General features: G+C 72.7%; 14 protein-coding genes. 7 read left to right on the forward strand and 7 right to left on the reverse strand.

The window, feature by feature from the left end; translation table 11 throughout:
• Position 1: 1 nt before the first annotated feature.
• Entirely contained in the window at positions 2-1,165 is a 1,164-nt protein-coding gene (locus LZG04_RS25775; RefSeq protein WP_233821320.1) for a macrolide family glycosyltransferase, read from the forward strand.
• A 15-nt stretch (positions 1,166-1,180) separates the two neighbouring features.
• On the opposite strand, the gene LZG04_RS25780 is transcribed toward LZG04_RS25775, so the two are convergent.
• Both LZG04_RS25780 and LZG04_RS25785 read right to left on the reverse strand, forming a co-directional pair.
• A complete protein-coding gene (locus LZG04_RS25780; protein WP_233821322.1) occupies positions 1,181-3,157 on the reverse strand; it encodes a carbamoyltransferase C-terminal domain-containing protein in 1,977 nt (658 codons plus the stop codon).
• A 201-nt stretch (positions 3,158-3,358) separates the two neighbouring features.
• Complete coding sequence (locus LZG04_RS25785) at positions 3,359-4,375, reverse strand: endo-1,4-beta-xylanase (protein ID WP_233821324.1); 1,017 nt, start codon at positions 4,373-4,375, stop codon at positions 3,359-3,361.
• A 248-nt stretch (positions 4,376-4,623) separates the two neighbouring features.
• Between LZG04_RS25785 and LZG04_RS25790 the strand changes: the two genes are divergently transcribed.
• The 3 genes from LZG04_RS25790 to LZG04_RS25800 all read left to right on the forward strand — a co-directional run bounded on the left by LZG04_RS25790 (position 4,624) and on the right by LZG04_RS25800 (position 9,240).
• The gene (locus LZG04_RS25790; RefSeq protein ID WP_233821326.1) at positions 4,624-5,625 is read left to right on the forward strand and encodes a glycosyltransferase; all 1,002 of its coding nucleotides are present in this window, start codon (positions 4,624-4,626) and stop codon (positions 5,623-5,625) included.
• A gap of 127 nt (positions 5,626-5,752) precedes the next feature.
• Entirely contained in the window at positions 5,753-7,978 is a 2,226-nt protein-coding gene (locus tag LZG04_RS25795; protein ID WP_308199315.1) for a GH92 family glycosyl hydrolase, read from the forward strand.
• Positions 7,975-9,240, forward strand: coding sequence for a glycosyltransferase (locus LZG04_RS25800; protein ID WP_233821328.1), 1,266 nt, complete (start codon positions 7,975-7,977; stop codon positions 9,238-9,240). Before LZG04_RS25795 ends, LZG04_RS25800 begins: the two co-directional genes overlap by 4 nt.
• Positions 9,241-9,243: 3 nt before the next feature.
• Here LZG04_RS25800 and LZG04_RS25805 read toward each other — a convergent pair whose 3' ends face one another.
• Positions 9,244-10,101: a hypothetical protein gene (locus tag LZG04_RS25805; RefSeq protein ID WP_233821330.1), complete on the reverse strand. Its 858-nt coding sequence runs from the start codon at positions 10,099-10,101 to the stop codon at positions 9,244-9,246.
• A 173-nt stretch (positions 10,102-10,274) separates the two neighbouring features.
• Between LZG04_RS25805 and LZG04_RS25810 the strand changes: the two genes are divergently transcribed.
• Together LZG04_RS25810 and LZG04_RS25815 are read left to right on the forward strand one after the other, a co-directional pair.
• Entirely contained in the window at positions 10,275-10,787 is a 513-nt protein-coding gene (locus LZG04_RS25810) for a DUF1360 domain-containing protein (RefSeq protein WP_233821333.1), read from the forward strand.
• A gap of 178 nt (positions 10,788-10,965) precedes the next feature.
• On the forward strand, positions 10,966-12,228 hold the full coding sequence (locus LZG04_RS25815; protein ID WP_233821335.1) for a helix-turn-helix transcriptional regulator: 1,263 nt from the start codon (positions 10,966-10,968) through the stop codon (positions 12,226-12,228).
• Positions 12,229-12,325: 97 nt separating this feature from the next.
• Here the strand turns inward: LZG04_RS25815 and LZG04_RS25820 are convergent, their stop codons facing one another.
• Positions 12,326-12,532: a hypothetical protein gene (locus LZG04_RS25820; protein WP_233821337.1), complete on the reverse strand. Its 207-nt coding sequence runs from the start codon at positions 12,530-12,532 to the stop codon at positions 12,326-12,328.
• A 312-nt stretch (positions 12,533-12,844) separates the two neighbouring features.
• Between LZG04_RS25820 and LZG04_RS25825 the strand changes: the two genes are divergently transcribed.
• Positions 12,845-14,203 carry an MFS transporter gene (locus tag LZG04_RS25825; protein WP_233821339.1) on the forward strand — a complete coding sequence of 453 codons (1,359 nt, stop codon included), beginning with the start codon at positions 12,845-12,847 and terminating at the stop codon, positions 14,201-14,203.
• A 264-nt stretch (positions 14,204-14,467) separates the two neighbouring features.
• Here LZG04_RS25825 and LZG04_RS25830 read toward each other — a convergent pair whose 3' ends face one another.
• Genes LZG04_RS25830 through LZG04_RS25840 form a run of 3 tightly spaced genes read right to left on the reverse strand, consistent with a single transcriptional unit; the run spans position 14,468 to position 16,994 of the window.
• Complete coding sequence (locus tag LZG04_RS25830; RefSeq protein WP_233821341.1) at positions 14,468-15,700, reverse strand: MAB_1171c family putative transporter; 1,233 nt, start codon at positions 15,698-15,700, stop codon at positions 14,468-14,470.
• The gene (locus tag LZG04_RS25835; protein ID WP_233821343.1) at positions 15,693-16,247 is read right to left on the reverse strand and encodes a hypothetical protein; all 555 of its coding nucleotides are present in this window, start codon (positions 16,245-16,247) and stop codon (positions 15,693-15,695) included. The genes LZG04_RS25830 and LZG04_RS25835 overlap by 8 nt, the downstream gene beginning before the upstream one ends.
• A gap of 21 nt (positions 16,248-16,268) precedes the next feature.
• Complete coding sequence (locus tag LZG04_RS25840) at positions 16,269-16,994, reverse strand: hypothetical protein (RefSeq protein WP_233821345.1); 726 nt, start codon at positions 16,992-16,994, stop codon at positions 16,269-16,271.
• Between the last annotated feature and the right edge of the window lie 211 nt (positions 16,995-17,205).

Below are 17,205 nucleotides of genomic sequence, written 5' to 3' on the forward strand. Positions count from 1 at the left end.
GATGGCCCACTTCGCGTTCGTCAGCGCGCCCGCCTCCGGGCACGTCAACCCGACCCTGCCGCTGGTGGAGGAGCTGGTCCGGCGCGGTCACCGGGTCAGCTACGCCACCGGGCCCGCCACCGCCGACGGCGCGGCGCGGGCGGGCGCGACCCCCGTCGTGCTGCCGTCGGAGCTGCCGCCGGACCTCGACGCGCGGGGCGAGTTCACCGCCGACCAGCTGGCCGTGACGCTGAACCACTTCCTCGACGACGCCGCGGTGTCGTTCCCGGTGCTGGCCGCGCACTTCGAGCAGGACCGGCCGGACGCGGTGTGCTACGACTCCGTGACCTTCACCGGGCGGATGCTGGCCAACCTGCTCGACGTGCCCGAGGTGGCGCTGGTGCCCACGTTCGCCGAGAACGAGCGGTTCTCCGCCACGCAGGTCTACCTGCCGCCGGACTTCGACCACCAGCACCCGGAGCTGGTCGCCGCGATCGGCCGGATGGCGGAGTTCGCCTCCGGCTTCACCTTCCTCGACGACCCGAACCTGATGTTCGGCCACGTCGCGCCGACGAACGTGGTGTTCGTGCCGAAGTCGTTCCAGCCGGCCGCCGACACGTTCGACGACCGGTTCCACTTCGTGGGGCCGTCGCTGGGCACCTGGCAGCAGGCCGAGCGGTGGTCACCGGCGTCCGACTCGCCGGTGCTGCTGGTCTCGCTGGGCACGGTGTTCAACTCGCGCCCCGACTTCTACCGGACCTGCGTGGCGGCGTTCGGCGACGGGCCGTGGGAGGTCGTGATGTCGATCGGCGACCTCGACCCCGCCCTGCTCGGGCCGCTGCCCGCGAACGTCTCGGCGCACGCCCGCGTGCCGCAGGTCGCCGTGCTGCGGCACGCGTCGGTGTTCGTCAGCCACGCGGGCATGAACTCGGTGATGGAGTCGCTGCACCACGGCGTGCCGCTGGTGACCGTGCCGCAGATCCCCGAACAGCGGGCCATCGCGGCACGGGCCGCCGAGCTGGGCGTGGGCGTGGCGCTGGAGGACGAGACGCCGGACGGGCTGCGCGCGGCGGTGTCGGCGGCCTCGGCGAACCGGGCGGCCGTCGAGGAGCTGGGCGAGGTGGTCCGGGCCTGCGGCGGTGCGCGGGCGGCGGCCGACGTGCTGGACGAGCTGGTGGGCCCCTGACCGGGGCCCGCCGTCTCAGCTCTTGGGGGACAAAGCGAAGAACCGCCGCTGCCACAGCGACACCAGCTCCTCGCGCACCTCGTCGGTCAGCGTCCCGGCCAACGCGGCCACGGTGCTCTCGCCGTCCGCCGCCGCCAGGAGCCCGAACACCGCGGGGGAGACCTTCGCCGACGGGCCGAACGAGTAGTCCAGGTACACCTCGCCGTCGGGCTCCTCGCCGGGTCGCCAGTCCTGCCGCAGCCGGGTGGTCGGGCGTGGGACCAGGACCAGGTCGTCCAGCGCCCGCGCCACCGGGCCCCGGCGCCGGACCAGGAAGTCCTCGACCACCAGCACGTCGATCTCGGTGGTCAGGTAGGTGGTGATCGCGTCGTGGACGGACTGGACGATCGGTTCGGCGTTGTTGTTGAACGAGGTGTTGAGCAGGACCGGGGTGCCGGTGAGGTCGCCGAACCGGGTGATCAGCTCGTGGAACCGGGCGTTGGCCTCGGCCGTGACGACCTGGACGCGTGCCGTGCCGTCCACGTGCGTGACCGCGCCCAGCTCGGCTCGCCGGTCCTCGTGGACGTGCACCACGAACGACATGAACCCGTGGTCGGCGGCGGTGTCGGTGAGGTCGAAGTAGCCGGCCGCGGCCTCCGGCGTGACGGCGGGCGCGAACGGCCGGAAACCCTCCCGCTTCTTCACCATGGCGTTGATCCGGTCCCGGTTGTGCGCCGGGCGGGCGTCGGCCAGGATGCTGCGGTTGCCCAACGCCCGCGGCCCGAACTCCGACCGCCCGTGCGCCCACCCCACCACCGCGCCGTCGGCGAGCAGCCGTGCCGTCACGCCCACGACGTCATCGGCCCGCTCGATTTCCACGACCCCGCTCCACGCGCGCAGCTCCCGTTCGACCTCGTCGGGTGTGCCGAGGTCCGGGCCGAGGCTCGCGCTCACCAGCCGCTCGACGCGGGTGTGCGGGGCGCCGAAGCTCGCCGCCGCGACGATGGCCGCCCCCTCCGCCGCGCCCGCGTCGTGCGACGACGGGTGCACGAAGACCTCCTCGAACAGGCCGGACCGCAGGATCACGCCGTTGAGGCTGCTGTTGTGCGCGACACCGCCGGTGAAGCACAGCCTGGTCGCGCCCGTTTCCCGCGCCCAGTGCGTGATCACGTGCATGGCCAGGAGTTCCAGCGTCTCCTGGAGCCCGGCGGCGAAGTCCTTGTGCGCCTGCGTGACCGGTTCACCGGCGCGCCGGTCGTGGAACCCCGCCTCGTAGAACGGGGCCACGGTCGGGTTGATGTCCGGTATCGGCGGCGTCATCGCGTAGTCGCCGTCGGGCAGCAGGGTGTAGAGGCTGCGGAACTGCTCGCGGTAGGTCGCCGGGTCGCCGTACGGGGCCAGCCCCATGACCTTGTACTCGTCGCCGAACCCGTAGCCGACGTGCCCGATCGCGTCCTGGTAGAGCAAGCCCAGCGACTGCGGCACCGAGTACGACCGCAGCTCGCGCAGCTCACCCGACCCGGCCAGGTAGATCGTGGTCGACGTGGTCTCACCGCGCCCGTCCATGACGACCACCAGCGCGTCCCGCATGCCCGACCGCGCGAACGACGACCAGGCGTGCGCGAGGTGGTGCCGGGCGAACACCACCCGGTCGGCGGGGACCTCCCAGTCGAAGTGCTCGCGCAGCCGGTCTTGGAGCAGGTCCAGGCCCCAGCGCACCGGCTGGACCGGCGTGGCCACGTGGAAGTTGCCCAGGCCGAGGTCGACCAGGTCACGACCGAAGTAGAAACCGATCGCGTCGACGTCCCGCGGCTCGACGCCGGCCAGCTCCAGGCACGCCCGGATCGCGCCGGCCGGGAACCTGTTCGTCTTCTTGATCCGGTTGAACCGCTCCTCCTCGACCGCCGCGACGAGTTCGCCGTCGGCCACCAGGCACGCGGCGGCGTCGTGCATGTAGGTCCGGTACAACGCCGGCAGCAAATCGAAATGACCGCTGATGCCCAACGCCAGCATGCCGCCCCACTTCCCCGGTCGGTGGTCCGTATTCTCACCGAACCACGGAGGTGGGAGACGACATACCGCTGATCGGTCGGATCGCCGGAAATGGCGGTCCGGGCACTTCGGAATTGGTGTCTGTCAATCGTCATCGCCGATCCGCGAATGGTTTCACCGCCGGATCGGTGCTAGCCGCGCACGACGAATTCCGGGATTTGCTCAGCGGCACGGGCCGCGGTTGAGGGTGTCGAGGACCGCGGTGTACGCGGGCTTCTTGACGCCGTTGGCGTCGAACAGCAGCGGTGTGGCCGAGGAGCGCCACGAGTCGCTGTCGCGCACACCCCACACCGTGATGCCGGTGCACCGGTCGACCGCCAGGCACGCCCGCACCACGCGCCGGTAGTCCTCGGCCTGGGTCGCGCCGGAGCCCTCGACGTCCAGCTCGGTCAACTGGACTTCCACGCCCAGGTCGGCGAAGTCGCGCAGCGTCGCCTCGAAGTCGGCCGGCACCGGGTGGGTGGCGGTGAAATGCGATTGCAGGCCGACGCAGTCGATCGGCACGCCCCGCTGCCGGAAGTCCCGCACCATCCGGTGCACCGCCTGGGTCTTGGCGTGTGCCCGGTTCTCGATGTTGTAGTCGTTGTAGCAGAGCTTCGCGTCGGGGTCGGCGGCCCGTGCCGCGCGGAACGCCGCCTCGATCCAGTCGTCACCGGTGCGCTGGAAGTTGGAGTCGCGCCGTGCGCCGGACGTGCCGTCGGCGAACGCCTCGTTCACCACGTCCCACGCCTGGACCCTGCCCCGGAAGTGGGCCGCCACCTGCGTGACGTGGTTGAGCATCGCGTCGCGCAACGCCGTGCCCTGGAGGGCGGCCAGCCACGACGGCTGCGCCGAGTGCCAGAGCAGCGTGTGGCCGCGCACCCGCATGCCCCGCTGCTCGGCGTGAGCGACGATCCGGTCGGCCGGACCGAAGGAGAACCGGCCCCGCACCGGCTCGGTCGCGTCGAGCTTCATCTCGTTCTCGGGCGTGACCACGGCGAACTCGCGGTCGAGGATGGCCGTGTACGCGGGGTCGGCCAGCTTGTACGACTGCACCCCCGCGCCGAAGTACCGGCCGCCGCGCTCGGCGGCCGCGGCGAGCGTGGCACCGGGTGGCGCGGCGACCGCGGGGCTGACGGGCAGCACGCCCGCCGCGACCAAGGACGCGGTGACCAAGGAGATCGACCAGGATTTCCGCACTTCGACGGCCCCTTCCGACGTGGTGGGCGCTCCACGATGGGTGCGCGCCACCGCGTCGGGCAATGGTTGTCGAAGCTTTTCGAAACCACTGCGGCCGTAGGCCGGGCGGCACCGCATCCGTTCGGCCGGACCGAAGCCGCCAGCGTGCCCAATGCGGGCCGATCACCGAGGCCGCGCCGATCGCCCGCGGGCGACTTCGTGACCGCACCGGCTCCGCGCCCGGCGGGGGGAGGCGTAGGTTCGCGACCATGCGCGTTCTGTTCGCCGGCCTCGCGTCCGTGGGCCACACCTATCCGCTGATCCCGCTCGCGATCGCCGCCCGTGACGCCGGGCACGAAGTGCACTTCGCCGTCGGCGAGGAGGTGCACGCGCCGTTGGCCGCGAACGGCCTGCGACCGTTCCGACCCGCGGACACCTTCTACGAGATCTACGCCGAGGACCTGGAGCCGGAACTGGAGCGGCTGCGACCGGACCTCGTCGTGCACGGGTGGGGTGTGCCGGGCGCCGCGATCGCCGCCCAGCGGGCCGGGATCCCGGGCCTGTGGCACGGCTTCGGCCGCCTGTTCCCCGACGGGATCGGCCTCGAACTGCCCACCAAGAGCGTCCCCGGCCTGCCGCACGTCGACATCTGCCCGCCGTCGTTGCAGGACGCGGACTTCCTGGCCGAGGCGGACCGGATCGCGCTGCGCCCCGTCCCGTTCTCCGCACCGGCCGCGCTGCCCACCTGGGACGGTGGCCGCACGTCACGGCCCTTGGTGTACCTGACGCTCGGCACCGCGTTCGGCACGCCCGAGTTGCTGTCCACCGCCGTCAACGGACTGTCCGCAGTGGACGCGCAGGTCGTCGTCGCCACCGGCCGGGTGCGCCCGGACCAGCTCGGCGCCGTGCCGGACAACGTCACCGTCCACTCCTGGGTGCCGCAAGCCGACCTGCTGCCGCACGTGGACCTCGTCGTGCACCACGGCGGCAGCGGCACCACCCTGGGCGCGCTCGCCGTCGGCGTGCCGCAGTTGCTCCTGCCCCAGGGCGCCGACCAGTTCGCCAACGCCGACGCCGTCACCGCGGCCGGCGCCGGTGCCCGACTGCTCCCGGACGAGGTCCACGCGGAGGCGATCGCCGCGCACGCCCGAGCCCTGACGCGGCCCGGCGGGCACGTCGACGCGGCCCGCGCGATCGCCGAGGAGATCGCCCGGATGCCCGCGCCGGACGAGGTCGCCCGCCGCCTCCCGGACTACGCCCGGCCGAGCTAGCCGGCGCGCCCGTGCCACGAACCGGTGAAGGGCGTCGTCACGTTCCCACCGAGTTCACGTCCTGGAAACCACCGGCTGCCCCGCGCTGACCTACAGTCGCGCCATCTTCGACGAGATTGATCCCTTCATCGGAACGGCGGCGACCTCCCTGCCCGCGGCGCAGGGTCTCGCCGCCACCTGGTGGTGGCCGAAAGCGCAGGTCGGCAACACCCACCCGGGCGCGACCTCCCCGCTCGGGATGGTGTCCGCCTGCGCCTACTCCGGGGCCTACCCGACCGGGTACGGCCGGTACACGAAGAACACCGAGGGCCTGCCGGAGGAGATGTTCGACCGGTCGCAGGCCTCCGGGTTCACCCACTTCCAGCAGTCGGGCACCGGCGCGATCCGCAAGTACTACAACTACGTCCGGGTGACCCCGATCGTGCAGCCCCTCGACACCCTGGGCCAGTCGTGGCCGCTGCACGACGAGGTCGCCGAGGCCGGCTACTACGCGGCCACGCTCGACACCGGCGTGCGGTGCGAGATCACCGTCGGCGAGAAGGTCGCGGTCCACCGGTACACGTTCCCCGAGCACCGCGGCGCGCGCATCGTGGTGGACCTGTCGTGCGGCGGCCTGGCCATCGACCACGGCCGCACGGTGCCGCTGCGCGCCCACGTGGAGAGCCTCGGGCACGGCCGCGCGCAGGGCACGGTCGTGGTGGAGGGCGTGCCGCTGTCGGTGCACGTCGAGGTCGACCAGCCGGGCTGGCGGCAGATGCTCTGGCACGACCGCCGGTTGATCGAGGGCGGCACCCGGCTCGACTTCGACCGCATCCGGCAGACCACCCTGCGCCCGTTCGGCCTGCTGTTCCTCGGGCCGACCTCCGCCGGGCAGACCGTCGAGGTGCGGATCGGGTTCTCCCTGCGCGGCTGCGAGCAGGCCAGGGACAACCTGCACCGCGAGTGCGGCGGGCACGCGCCCGCGTTCGACCTCGTCCGGGATCGCACGGCGCAGCGGTGGCGCGACCACGTGGGTCGGGTCGAGGTCGAGGGCGGGTCGCCCGCCCGGCGGCAGGTGTTCGCCACCGCCCTGTACCACTCGCTGATCAAGCCGTGCTTCGCCGACGACGAGAGCCCGTTCTGGCCGCAGTCCGGGCCGTTCGCGTTCGACGTCTGCACGATGTGGGACATCTACAAGACGCAGGTGCCGCTGCTGTCGGCGATCGTGCCGGACCGGGCCGTGGACCTGCTGGAATCGCTGGTCCGGGTGTGCGAGGAGGAGGGCAACTTCCCGATCGGCTACCGGATGGCGCGCGGCGCGGACCGGTTCTTCCGGCAGGCCAGCGCCCTGGTGCACACCGCGTTGGCCGACGCGCACGCCCTGGGCCTGGGCGACCTGGACTGGAACTGGGCGCTGGTGCACATGGAAGCCGACCTGCGCCGGCTGTACGGCGAGGACTTCTACGAGCAGGGCGTGGTGCACCCGATCTCGCACACGCTCGACCTGGCCTACGCCTACCACTGCACGGCAGGCGTCGCGCGGGCGCTGAACGACGGTCGCCTCGCCGACGACCTCGCCGCGCGCAGCCTGCTGTGGACCAACGCGTTCGACCCGGCCACGGGCCTGCTGCACGACTCGTCGTTCTACGAGGGCGGCAAGTGGAACTACTCGTTCCGGCTGCTGCACGACATGGCCGGGCGGATCGCGTTGGCCGGCGGCGACGACGCGTTCGTGGCGATGCTGGACGCGTTCTTCGGCTTCGGCGCGCCGCCGGTGGTCCAGCCCGGCAGGCGGCCCGACCCGGTCGAGATGGCGGTCGGCTACTCGCTGAACCGGTTCGAGGGCCTCAACAACGAGCCGGACATGGAAGCGCCCTGGTCCTACCACTACGCGGGACGGCCCGATCGCACCGCCGAGGTCGTGCACGCGGCGTTGACCTGGCAGTTCGGCACGGGCGCGGGCGGGCTGCCGGGCAACGACGACTCCGGCGGGCTCAGCTCCTGGTACGTGTGGGCCTCGCTGGGGCTGTTCCCGATCGCCGGGCAGAACCTGTTCCTGGTCAACGCGCCCGCGTTCGCCCGCGCCACCCTGCACATCGGCGACCGGGACTTCGTCGTGGAGACCCGGGGCCACCGCGAGACGCCGATCAGCTCCGACGGGCTGGAACGGCTGCCGCCACCGCAGTACGTGCAGTCCGCCCGCCTCAACGGCAGACCGCTGGACGTGGCGCACCTGCGCGCCACCGACGTCCACGCGGGCGGGCGGCTGCAACTCGAGCTCGGGCCCGAGCCGTCGGCGTGGGGCCGGCGCGTCCGGCCCCCGTCGCTGTCCGACCCCTCCGCACCACGATTCCCCCCGGGAGCCCGCACATGAGCAGGCCGAACCGCCGCCTCGTCATCGTGGTCCGGGCCGACCCCGTGATCTGCGGCCACTCCGGCGAAGCGCGCAACCTCGCCGAGGTCGCCCTGACCCGCGGCTTCGACGACGTGCGCCTGCTGACCTGGCCGGTGCCCGCCCTCCAGGCGGCGGGCCTGCCGCTCAAGCCGCTGGACCGGATCACGCCCTACAGCGCCGGCATCACGGTGGAGCGGCCCGAGCCGGTCGGCGACTACCGGGTGCCCGACGGCCGGTACCTGGCCGGGCTCACCGGCCGGTTGGTCGAGCTGCTCGCCGAACCGGTGCCGACCACGTGCCTGTCGATGTACCTCATGCCGCACACGGCGGTCGTGGGCGACGCCGTGGCGGCGGCGCGTGCGGCGGGGTTCGCCCCGGAGGTGCGCACCATCGCCAAGGCGGTCGGCTCGGACGTCACCAACGTGATCCGCTCGTGCCTGCGCGAGGGCCGGTTCGGCGCGGCCGTGGCGCTGTTCACCACGTACCTGGCGAACGACCAGGTGATCGCCGTGTCGGAGTACACCCGGCAGGAGATCGTCGCCGCCGCCGAGGCCGTCGACGCGCACTGCGGCACGCGCCTGGCCGACGAGTGCCGCGCGCGGGTCACGGTCAGCTACCCGCCGATCGACACCTCCGCCTACCTCGACCTCGACCCCGCGGCGGTGGACGCCGCCCTCGCCCGGCGCGGCCTCGTCCGTGACGGCTACGTGCTGTTCCTGTCCCGCGTGGCACGGGCCAAGGGCGTGCACGACCTGGTGGCGGCGTTCGCCCGGTCGCGGGCGCGGTCGGCGGTCAAGCTCGTGATCGCGGGCAACGGCCCGGCGTTGGAGGACGTGCGGGCGCTCACGCGGGACGACGACCGGGTCGTGCTGCTGTCCGACGTGGACGACGACGAGAAACCGTTGCTGATGCGCGGCTGCGCGGCCTACGCGTTGCCGACCAAGCCGGAGCCGGACTTCGTGGAGACGTTCGGCATCGCGTTGACCGAGAAGATGCTCGCGGGCGGCGGGCCGGTGATCACGACCACGACCGGCGGCACGGGTGAGGCGGTGGGCGGCACGGCGATCATCGTGGCGGCAGGCGACGTCACGGGCCTGGCCGCCGCGATCGACCGCGCCGTGCTGGAGCTGTCGGCCGACGAACGGCTGTTCATGGCGGACCGGGCGCGGGCCCACGCCCTGTCGTTCGACCGGGTGCGGGTGTTCGACGAGCTGTTCGCGACCGCGCCCCTGCAGGGCTGACGGTCACGGGAGCTTCGCGCGCACCCAGGTCGGCAGCGCCTCGGCCGTGCCGCCGGACAGGCGCAGCTCCTCCCGGTACGCCTCGGCCGGCGGGGGTGCGGTCCACGTCGGCTCGTCGTCGCGGTTCAGCTCGATCCGCTGCTCGCCGGTGGCCGCCCGGAGCTCGAACTCGGCGCTGTACCAGGCGCTGTCACCCCTGGTCGCGGCCCGCAGTTCGCGGAACCGTTCGGTGACGGCCCGCGGCGGCTCCCAGCGTGCGTGCGCGCCACCCACGGTGTGCACGACGGCGTCGGTCTCGGCGTGGTCGCCGACCTCGCGGAAGCGCACCCGGGCGTGCTCCCACCCCGGCGGGAGGGTCTGGTGCAGTTGGTCGCCGATCCGGCGCGCGTGGTCCTCGGGGTCGGCGCTCAGCGGTGCGGTTTCACCCGTCAGGGTGTGGTGCAGCCACGGCGGGAGCTCGTCGCGCGGGTAGTCCTCCAGGTCCTTGGCCAGCAGCTCGGGCCCGACCGGCGGGTCCCACACCGGGTCCACGTCGAAGTTGAACGTCACCCGGACGGTGTCCGGTGGGTCGATCACCAGCCGGACCGACAACCACGTGCCGCGGCCCGGTTCGTAGAGCAGGTCGCGCAGGTCCGCGAACGCCGGGTGGACGTCCTGCGGCAGCTCGTGCGTCCGCGCCGAGCCGTCGGCCGCCACCGTGGTGCAGGTGAAGTCCTCCACGGTGGACGCCATGGTGACCTTCAGGTCGAGCCGCACGGCGTCCGGGGGAGCGAGGTCGAGCAGCCTGCCGCAGACCCACCGCAGGACCCGGTCGACCTCGGCGTCGCGTTCCGCCGGGGTCGGCGGGTGCTGCTCGGACATGCGCTGAACCCCTCCAGCGGCGGCCCGGTGGCCGGGCCCGGACGTCACCGCCACCATAACCGCCGATCCGCTGACCGGCCCGCCCGACGACCCCGATCGGGTCATCGGCGACTACTCCGCGTCGCGGCCGTGATCACGCGTTTGAACCACCGGCCGACGGCTACACCTGAGCCATGCCGATCACCGACGTCTTCCGGCGGGTCAGCGCCGCCTACTCCGCCGGCGAACAGCGGCCCCTGCGGGGCTACCTGGCGACCCTCTGCTCGTTCAGCGCGCTCGTGGCCGGTGCCACCGTGATCGGCCGGCGCACCGGCGTGCGACTGCCCGACGGCCTCGCCACCCGTGACGTCGTCCTGCTGTCCGTGGCCACCCACAAAGCCAGCCGCCTGCTGACGAAGGGCGCGGTGACCAGCGTGCTGCGCGCGCCGTTCACCCGGTTCGACGGCCCGGCCGGCGCGGCGGAGGTCAACGAGCAGGTGCGCGGCGACGGTGTCCGGCACGCGGCCGGCGAACTGGTCACCTGCCCGTTCTGCTCGGGTGTGTGGATCGCCAGCGCCCTGACCGCGGGCCTGGTGTTCGCCCCTCGCGCCACCCGCCTGGTCGCCTCCACCCTGTCCGCCGTCGCCCTCTCCGACTGGCTGCACCTGGTGGACGGCAAGCTGAAAGCCACCCCCGACGAGAACTGACCCCACCCCGCGATTCGCGAGTCGAAACCCCAGGACCACACGACGGCCCAAACCCGTCCCGGGTCGCGATGACCCTCGCACGAAAATCGGTTCGACGCCCAGGTCGGGCGTACCGTGGCGGGTGCCAGGACTGCACGGCGACGCGACCTGACTACCCTCGGGTCGCGGGGAGGTGCGGATGGACGAGTCCCGCGGTCGATGGTCAGAGCCTGCTCCCGCCGAGATCGGCGCACGAGTTCGGGTGATCCGGCGGCGGCGCGGCCTTTCGCTCAACGTTGTCGCCGGCCTCGTCGGGATCAGCAAGAGCTACTTGTCGATGTTGGAAAGCGGACAGCGTCAGTTCGAGCGGCGCGGACTGCTGGAGAACATCGCCCAAGCGCTGAGCTGCTCCGTCGCGGACCTCACCGGGCAGCCCTACCTGCCCGGCGATCGTGCGAGCGCTGAAGCCCTGGCCACGCTGCCTCCCATCTCCGTGGCTCTGTACGACACCACCTTGGACGACGTGGCGGACCTCCCGGCACGTCCGCTGCACGAGCTCGTCGCCTGGGCCGGGCAGGCCAACGAGCACACCGCGCACAGCCGATACGCCGCTGCCGGACGCGGGCTCGGAGCGTTGCTCACCGACCTGCACGTGCACGCCGTCACGGCCAACGACGCGGATCGGCGAACGGCACAGGCAGCGCTCGTGGAAGCGTGTCTGGTGGCGTGCGGCGTTGCGCGCAGCCTCGGCAACATGGATCTGGCGGTCGCGGCAGCCGGACGTGCCGAGGAGGTGGCCCGGCGGCTCGGCTCACCGGCACTGACGGGGTTCGCCGCGATGACCAGCACCGGTGCCCTCAGTCGGCTGGGTGCCAGGAACCGTGCGCAGCGGGTCGCCGGGGGAGTGTTGGATGACCTGGTCGACCTGGCGGACCCGACCGCACCGGACACCGCAACCGCCGAAGCCACCGGGATGCTTCACCTGTCCGTGGCACAGCTGGCGGCGAAGTCGGGTCGGTTCGACGATGCGTCCGCGCACTTGGCGGAGGCCACCGCGTTGGCCGAGCGGACCGGCGAGCGCAACACCCTGTGGTTCAGCTTCGGCCCGGCGAACGTCCAAGCGTGGAAGCTCGCGGTCGCGGTCGAGTCGGGTGAAGGTCCGGCCGAAGCTGAACGGATCGAGACGACTCCGGGCTACGCCGATGACCTGATCGCCGCCGACCGGCGCGCGGCTCTCCACTTCGACTTGGCCCGCGCTTACGCCCAAGCGGGGGGCGCGCGGGACGCGGCCGCGCTGCGGCACCTCGACACCGCCGACCGCATCGCGCCCCAACGCATCCGGCACGACCCAGTGGCCCGCGAGCTGCTGCTGACGTTGCAGCACCGGGCCCACCGGCAGTCGTGGGAACTGAGGTCGTTGGGGAACAGGCTCCGGGTCCGTTCACAGATTGTGAACGACTGACCTCTGGGGCGGAATAGCGTCTCGGTGTGGTTCTCGTTCAACTGAGCGTGGAGTGTCGACCCGGGAGTCACCGGACGTCTGTGACGCGACTTGCGCGTCATTGCCGGGTTGCGTGTTGCACGCCGATATCCGGGCAGCGCTGCTCCTGGACCACGCCGCCGCCCACAACCTCGAGCGCCAGTCCGCCCGACCGCGCTGACTCAACAGAAAGGTGCGCCACCACAATGCAGGACGACAACGTGCAGATTTCCATCGGAACCAAGATCGTGACGAAGGCACTCATCTCATCCTTCGGCTCCGTCACCTGCGAGCTCGTCGGAGACCAAGCGGTCTTGACCTTCGCTGATGGCGCGTTGCAGCTCAGCTTGGCCGAGCCCGCGTTGGAGGAGCTGGTGGATGGGGCCGCGGAAGTGCTCGAGGCGATGGTCGCGCGGCACCGGTCGTAGGGAGGCGTCGAGCATTCGCTTGGCGAGGCCCTGGCGATCTTCGAGCGGATCGGGGCGGTGGCGGTTGCCGTGATCGGTGAAGGCGTGGGAGGGGCCGGGTCGTCGTCGTTAGTCTGATCATCTGCGACGACGGCGGGGGTGGCGGGATTCAAGGCGACGGTGTCGGTGTGGTGGCCGAGGGGGACGGGTCGGGTGGGAGGTCGACCACGCGCCGGGTTCGGGAGGTGTTGGGCATCGGGCCGTTCCGGCGGCTGTGGGGTGTCACGTTCCTGTGCAGCGTGGGGGACTGGCTGTCGCTGTTGGCGTTGACCGGGCTGGTCACGAAGTTGGCCGCCGGGTACGGCTGGGAGGGGTTCGCGCTCAGCGCGGTGGTGCTGACCCAGTTGTTGCCCGGTGTGCTGTTCGCGCCGCTGGGCGGGGTGCTGGCCGACCGGTTCGACCGGCGCAGGGTGATGGTGGCCTGCGACCTGGCGCGCGGCGGGTTGTTCCTGTCGATCGCGTTCGTCGGCACGGCGTGGTGGCTGTTCGTGGCGAACTTCCTGGTCGGCTGTTGCGCGATGCTGTGGATCCCGGCCAAGGACTCGGCGGTGCCGAACCTGCTGCGCCGACCCGACCAGGTCGACACGGCCAACCAGCTCGGCCTGGTGATGACCTACGGCATCGCGACCGTCAGCGGGTTCGGCCTGTACTCGCTGATCGCGGGCGTCCCCGGCTACCTCGGCGTGCGCGACGGAGACCTGGAGTTCCGGATCGCGATCATCGCGGTCGTGGTCAACGGCCTGCTCTACGTCTCCTCGGCGGTCCTGATCGCGCTGCGGGTGCCCGAGCTGTCGGGTCGGGTCGCGCCCCGGGCCGAACGCGGCGGTCCCGGTTTCCTGGTGATGGTGCGCGACGGCCTGCGGCACGCCTGGCGGACGCCGCTGCTGCGCGGGCTGGTCGTCGGCATGACCGGCGCGTTCGCCGCGGCGGGTGGCGTGATCGGCAGCGCCCGGCTCTACGCGACGAGCCTGGGCGGCGGCGAGAGCGCCTACGGCACGCTGTTCATCGCGGTCTTCGTGGGCCTGGCGGCGGGCATGGCGACCGCGCCGAGGCTGTCCCGGCGGCTGACCTACCACCGGCTGTTCGGCGTCACGATCGTCGGCGCGGGCCTGGGCCTGGCCGTGGTGTCCGTCGCGCCGCACCTGTGGTTCGCGCTGGTCGCGGTGGCGGCGGTCGGCGGGTGCGCGGGCGTCGCGTTCCTCACCGGGCTCACGATCATCGGCACGCGGGTCGAGGACGCCCTGCGCGGGCGGATGGTCGCGCTGGTCCAGTCGCTGATGAAGCTCGTGCTCGGCCTGTCGACGGTGCTCGGCCCGCTGCTGGTGACGCTGGTGGGCCCGACGGTCGTGACCGCCTTCGGCCGCGCGTTCGACGTCGACGCCACGCGGCCCGTGCTGCTGGGTGCGGGCGTGCTCGCGGCCGCGGCCGGGCTGGTGTCGTTCCGGCTGATGGACGACCGCGTACTTCAGTCCTCTTCGGACGGTCGCTGACGTGGCGACGGCGGCGGTTGGCCGTGCCGTGGAACCCGAACGGCCGGGTGAGCGGTCGCGCGGCGTCGATGAAGTCGGCGATGGCGGGTTGGCGCAGGCCCCGCGCGAGCGCGTGGAACCCCTCCGGGCTGATCCCCGGTTCGCCGCCGCGTACAGGCAGGTCGCGTAGACCACGCCGGAGTCGAGGCGTTCCTCGCGCACGGGCGGCAGGCCGAGGTCGGTGAGTCAGCGCGTGCGTGCCCGGTATGTCAGGCCCCTGCCGGTTCAGCGGCGGGTCGAGGCCGCCCGGTCCGCGTCGGACACCGCCGCGGCGACCAGCGGCCCGGTGAACGCCTCGGCGACCACCACGAGCCGGGTGCGCTCGCCGGCGAACGCGTGCTTGGCCGGCAGGGGTCCGTCCGGGTCGGACGGTCCGCCGCCGACCGCCGCCGCGCCACGCGCACGGGCCCGCAGCGCGGCCTTGATCTGCGCGGCCTCCGCCACGGCCCAGACCTCGTCCCGCGCCAGCCCGGCCTGCGCGGCACGGCGGGCCACCGCGTCGGCCACCGCCGGGTCACGCCCCACCCGCAGCCGGTGCAGCCAGTCGTTGATCTCGATGACCCGCCAGAACAGCCGGTGCTCCGGGTCGAACCGCTCGCGCAGCGTCACGGGCGCGTGCCGCATGGCCGGGTCGACGGCGCGCAGCTCCCGCCACAGCGGCCGCAGCCGCACGTGGTCGCGGACCGCGTCCCGCAGCCGGCCCGTCCGCTCCTTGGCGTGCGTCAGGCGCGGGCCCCACGCGGCGATGCTCGCACCGACCACGACCACCGGCACGGCGAGCGTGAGCGCTCCGGGCGCGGCGACGCTCCACGCGCCCAGCTCCGCGCCGAACCACGTGCCGACGACGGCCACGAGCACGATGGCGGCGTAGGTCGACCCGATCAGCACGCCGACCGCGTTGAGCCGCAGCCCGCGCCGCAGCCACGGCCGGTCCGGCGGCGTCTCGTCGGCCCACCGCCGGCACAGGCGGACCACGTTGAGCATCCCGACCAGGTACGTGACGTGGTAGAGCACCAGCAGCTCGGCCAGGTACGGGGTCTCGGCGAACGCGGCCGGGAAGTCGCCGTGGTGCTCCTCGTCGGGCGAGCCGAGCGCGAACAGCACCACCAACGCCGCCAGCACGAGCGCGGAGGCGGCGAGCACCGGCCGGGTCGCCCGCCACGCCCGCGCCGGCGGGTGCCGCCAGTGCAGCAGCATGGCCTGGTTCGCGGCCACGAACGCGACACCGCAGCCGTAGACCAGCAGCACGGACAGGTTCGGCACGCCCGTGAGCCGGTCGACGGCCACCCCGACCGTCGGCGCGAGGAGCAGGAACGCGGGCACCGCCGTCACGCACGCCAGGCAGATCGGCAGCAGCGCGGGCCGCCGGTCGGGCGGCGCCTCCCGCAACGCCCGGTACTTGTGCACCAGCAGCACCAGCACGCCCAGGGCGCTGAGCAGGTACTGGACGTCAGCCACGGGAACCCCGTTCGGGCGAGTACCCGAACGTGTACCAGGCCCGCGTCGCCAGGTCGTCGCCGTCGGGCCGCGACGGTTCGTGCGGCTGCCGTCCCGCCCACTCCAGCAACGCCCGCGCCAGCACGCCCGCGACCCGGTCGGCTTCCCGTTCCTCCTTGCGCGACAACGTGGTGCGGCCGGCCAGGATCTGCAGCATCGACGGCGACAGGTCCGGGTAGAGCAGCCGGCGGCCCTCCTCGGCGTCCAGCCGCGGCGGCTGGTGGCCGCACAGCATGTGCGCGATCTCGTGCAGCAGGATGAGCAGCCGGTGCACCCAGCTGCGGGTCGTGGTCACGATGATGACGTGGACGTCGTCCTCCGTGACGGCCCACAGCCCGCTCGTGCCGCCCGCGCCGAGGTCGTCGAACCGCAGGATGACCTCGCGTCGCAGCCGCCGGGCCATCACCTCGCACAGCCGCACGCACACCGCCTCGGTGGTCGCGGACTCGTCCAGGTCGAGCTCGCGGATCAACCCGTCGCGCAGCTCCCGCAGCTGCTTCGCCTTCACCCGATCACCACCCGGGTGCCGTCAGCGGGTCTCGTCATCGGTCACCACGTCCGGTTCGAGCGCTCGGCGGATGGCGTCCTCGGCCGCGACGCCGGGGTGCAGCGCGCGTACCAGCGCCAGGAGGATCTTGTTGCGGACACCGGGCGGCGGGGGTTGTTCGGCGGTGCGCAGCAGGACGGTGGTGACGCCGAGCTTGTCCATGGCCAGCCGGGTCTCCAACTGCTCGTCCACCCTGGCCGCCAGCTCGTCGTCGAAGAAGTACGCGGGCGCGGCGCCGAACGCCTCGGCCAGCCCGAGGATGTGCTTGAGCCTGGGGTTGTCGCTGGTGCCCGCGAGCAGCTCGCGGATGTAGTTGGCCGAGATCGAGCCGTGCGGCCCGCCGCTGATCCGCGCCGCGACCTCCTCGGGCGAGAACGGGCCGCGGTCGGGCGGGTACACCGTGGCGAACAGGTGCTTGAGCGCGCCGCGCCGCCACGCCGGCCGCTCGCCCTCGTGCAGCCGCGTGCGACCGCCGACGAAGCACGCCGGGTGCACGCGCAGCGCGTGGGCCAGGCCCTCGATCGTGCGGCACGTGGGGTTGTCCTTGTCGCCCCGGCGCAGCTGCGAGATGTAGGTGTGGGTGATCTCGCCGCCGTCGAGGCGGATGCGCTCGGCCAGCTCCACGTTCGTGTACCGCGGCCGGTCGCCGGGGCGCAGGCACAGCTCGTCCAGGACGTCGGCGAAGAGCCGCTGCCCACCCGCGGTCATGGTCACCCCTCGTACGCACGACTGCTTGATCCCGCAAGCACTTCCACTGCGGAGTGGCACGGCAAAGCTACTCCGCGACCGCGGTTGATTCCACGGTGGGCCGGCAGTAGCCTGACCGCGGCGGTTCCACTGATGTTGGGGACGGACGGCTCCGGCAACGCGTGAGTGGAACGGAAGAGGGCCGGCTGCGCGGTGCGGCGAGATCCCGGTG

This window comes from Saccharothrix sp. S26 (assembly GCF_021390395.1).
Classification (GTDB): Bacteria; Actinomycetota; Actinomycetes; order Mycobacteriales; family Pseudonocardiaceae; genus Actinosynnema.

Coding starts and splice junctions, on each gene's coding strand:
- LZG04_RS25775 (WP_233821320.1), top strand. CDS start 2: ATGGCCCACTTCGCGTTCGTCAGCGCGCCCGCCTCCGGGCACGTCAAC.
- LZG04_RS25780 (WP_233821322.1), bottom strand. CDS start 3,157: ATGCTGGCGTTGGGCATCAGCGGTCATTTCGATTTGCTGCCGGCGTTG.
- LZG04_RS25790 (WP_233821326.1), top strand. CDS start 4,624: ATGCGCGTTCTGTTCGCCGGCCTCGCGTCCGTGGGCCACACCTATCCG.
- LZG04_RS25800 (WP_233821328.1), top strand. CDS start 7,975: ATGAGCAGGCCGAACCGCCGCCTCGTCATCGTGGTCCGGGCCGACCCC.
- LZG04_RS25805 (WP_233821330.1), bottom strand. CDS start 10,101: ATGTCCGAGCAGCACCCGCCGACCCCGGCGGAACGCGACGCCGAGGTC.
- LZG04_RS25810 (WP_233821333.1), top strand. CDS start 10,275: ATGCCGATCACCGACGTCTTCCGGCGGGTCAGCGCCGCCTACTCCGCC.
- LZG04_RS25815 (WP_233821335.1), top strand. CDS start 10,966: ATGGACGAGTCCCGCGGTCGATGGTCAGAGCCTGCTCCCGCCGAGATC.
- LZG04_RS25840 (WP_233821345.1), bottom strand. CDS start 16,994: ATGACCGCGGGTGGGCAGCGGCTCTTCGCCGACGTCCTGGACGAGCTG.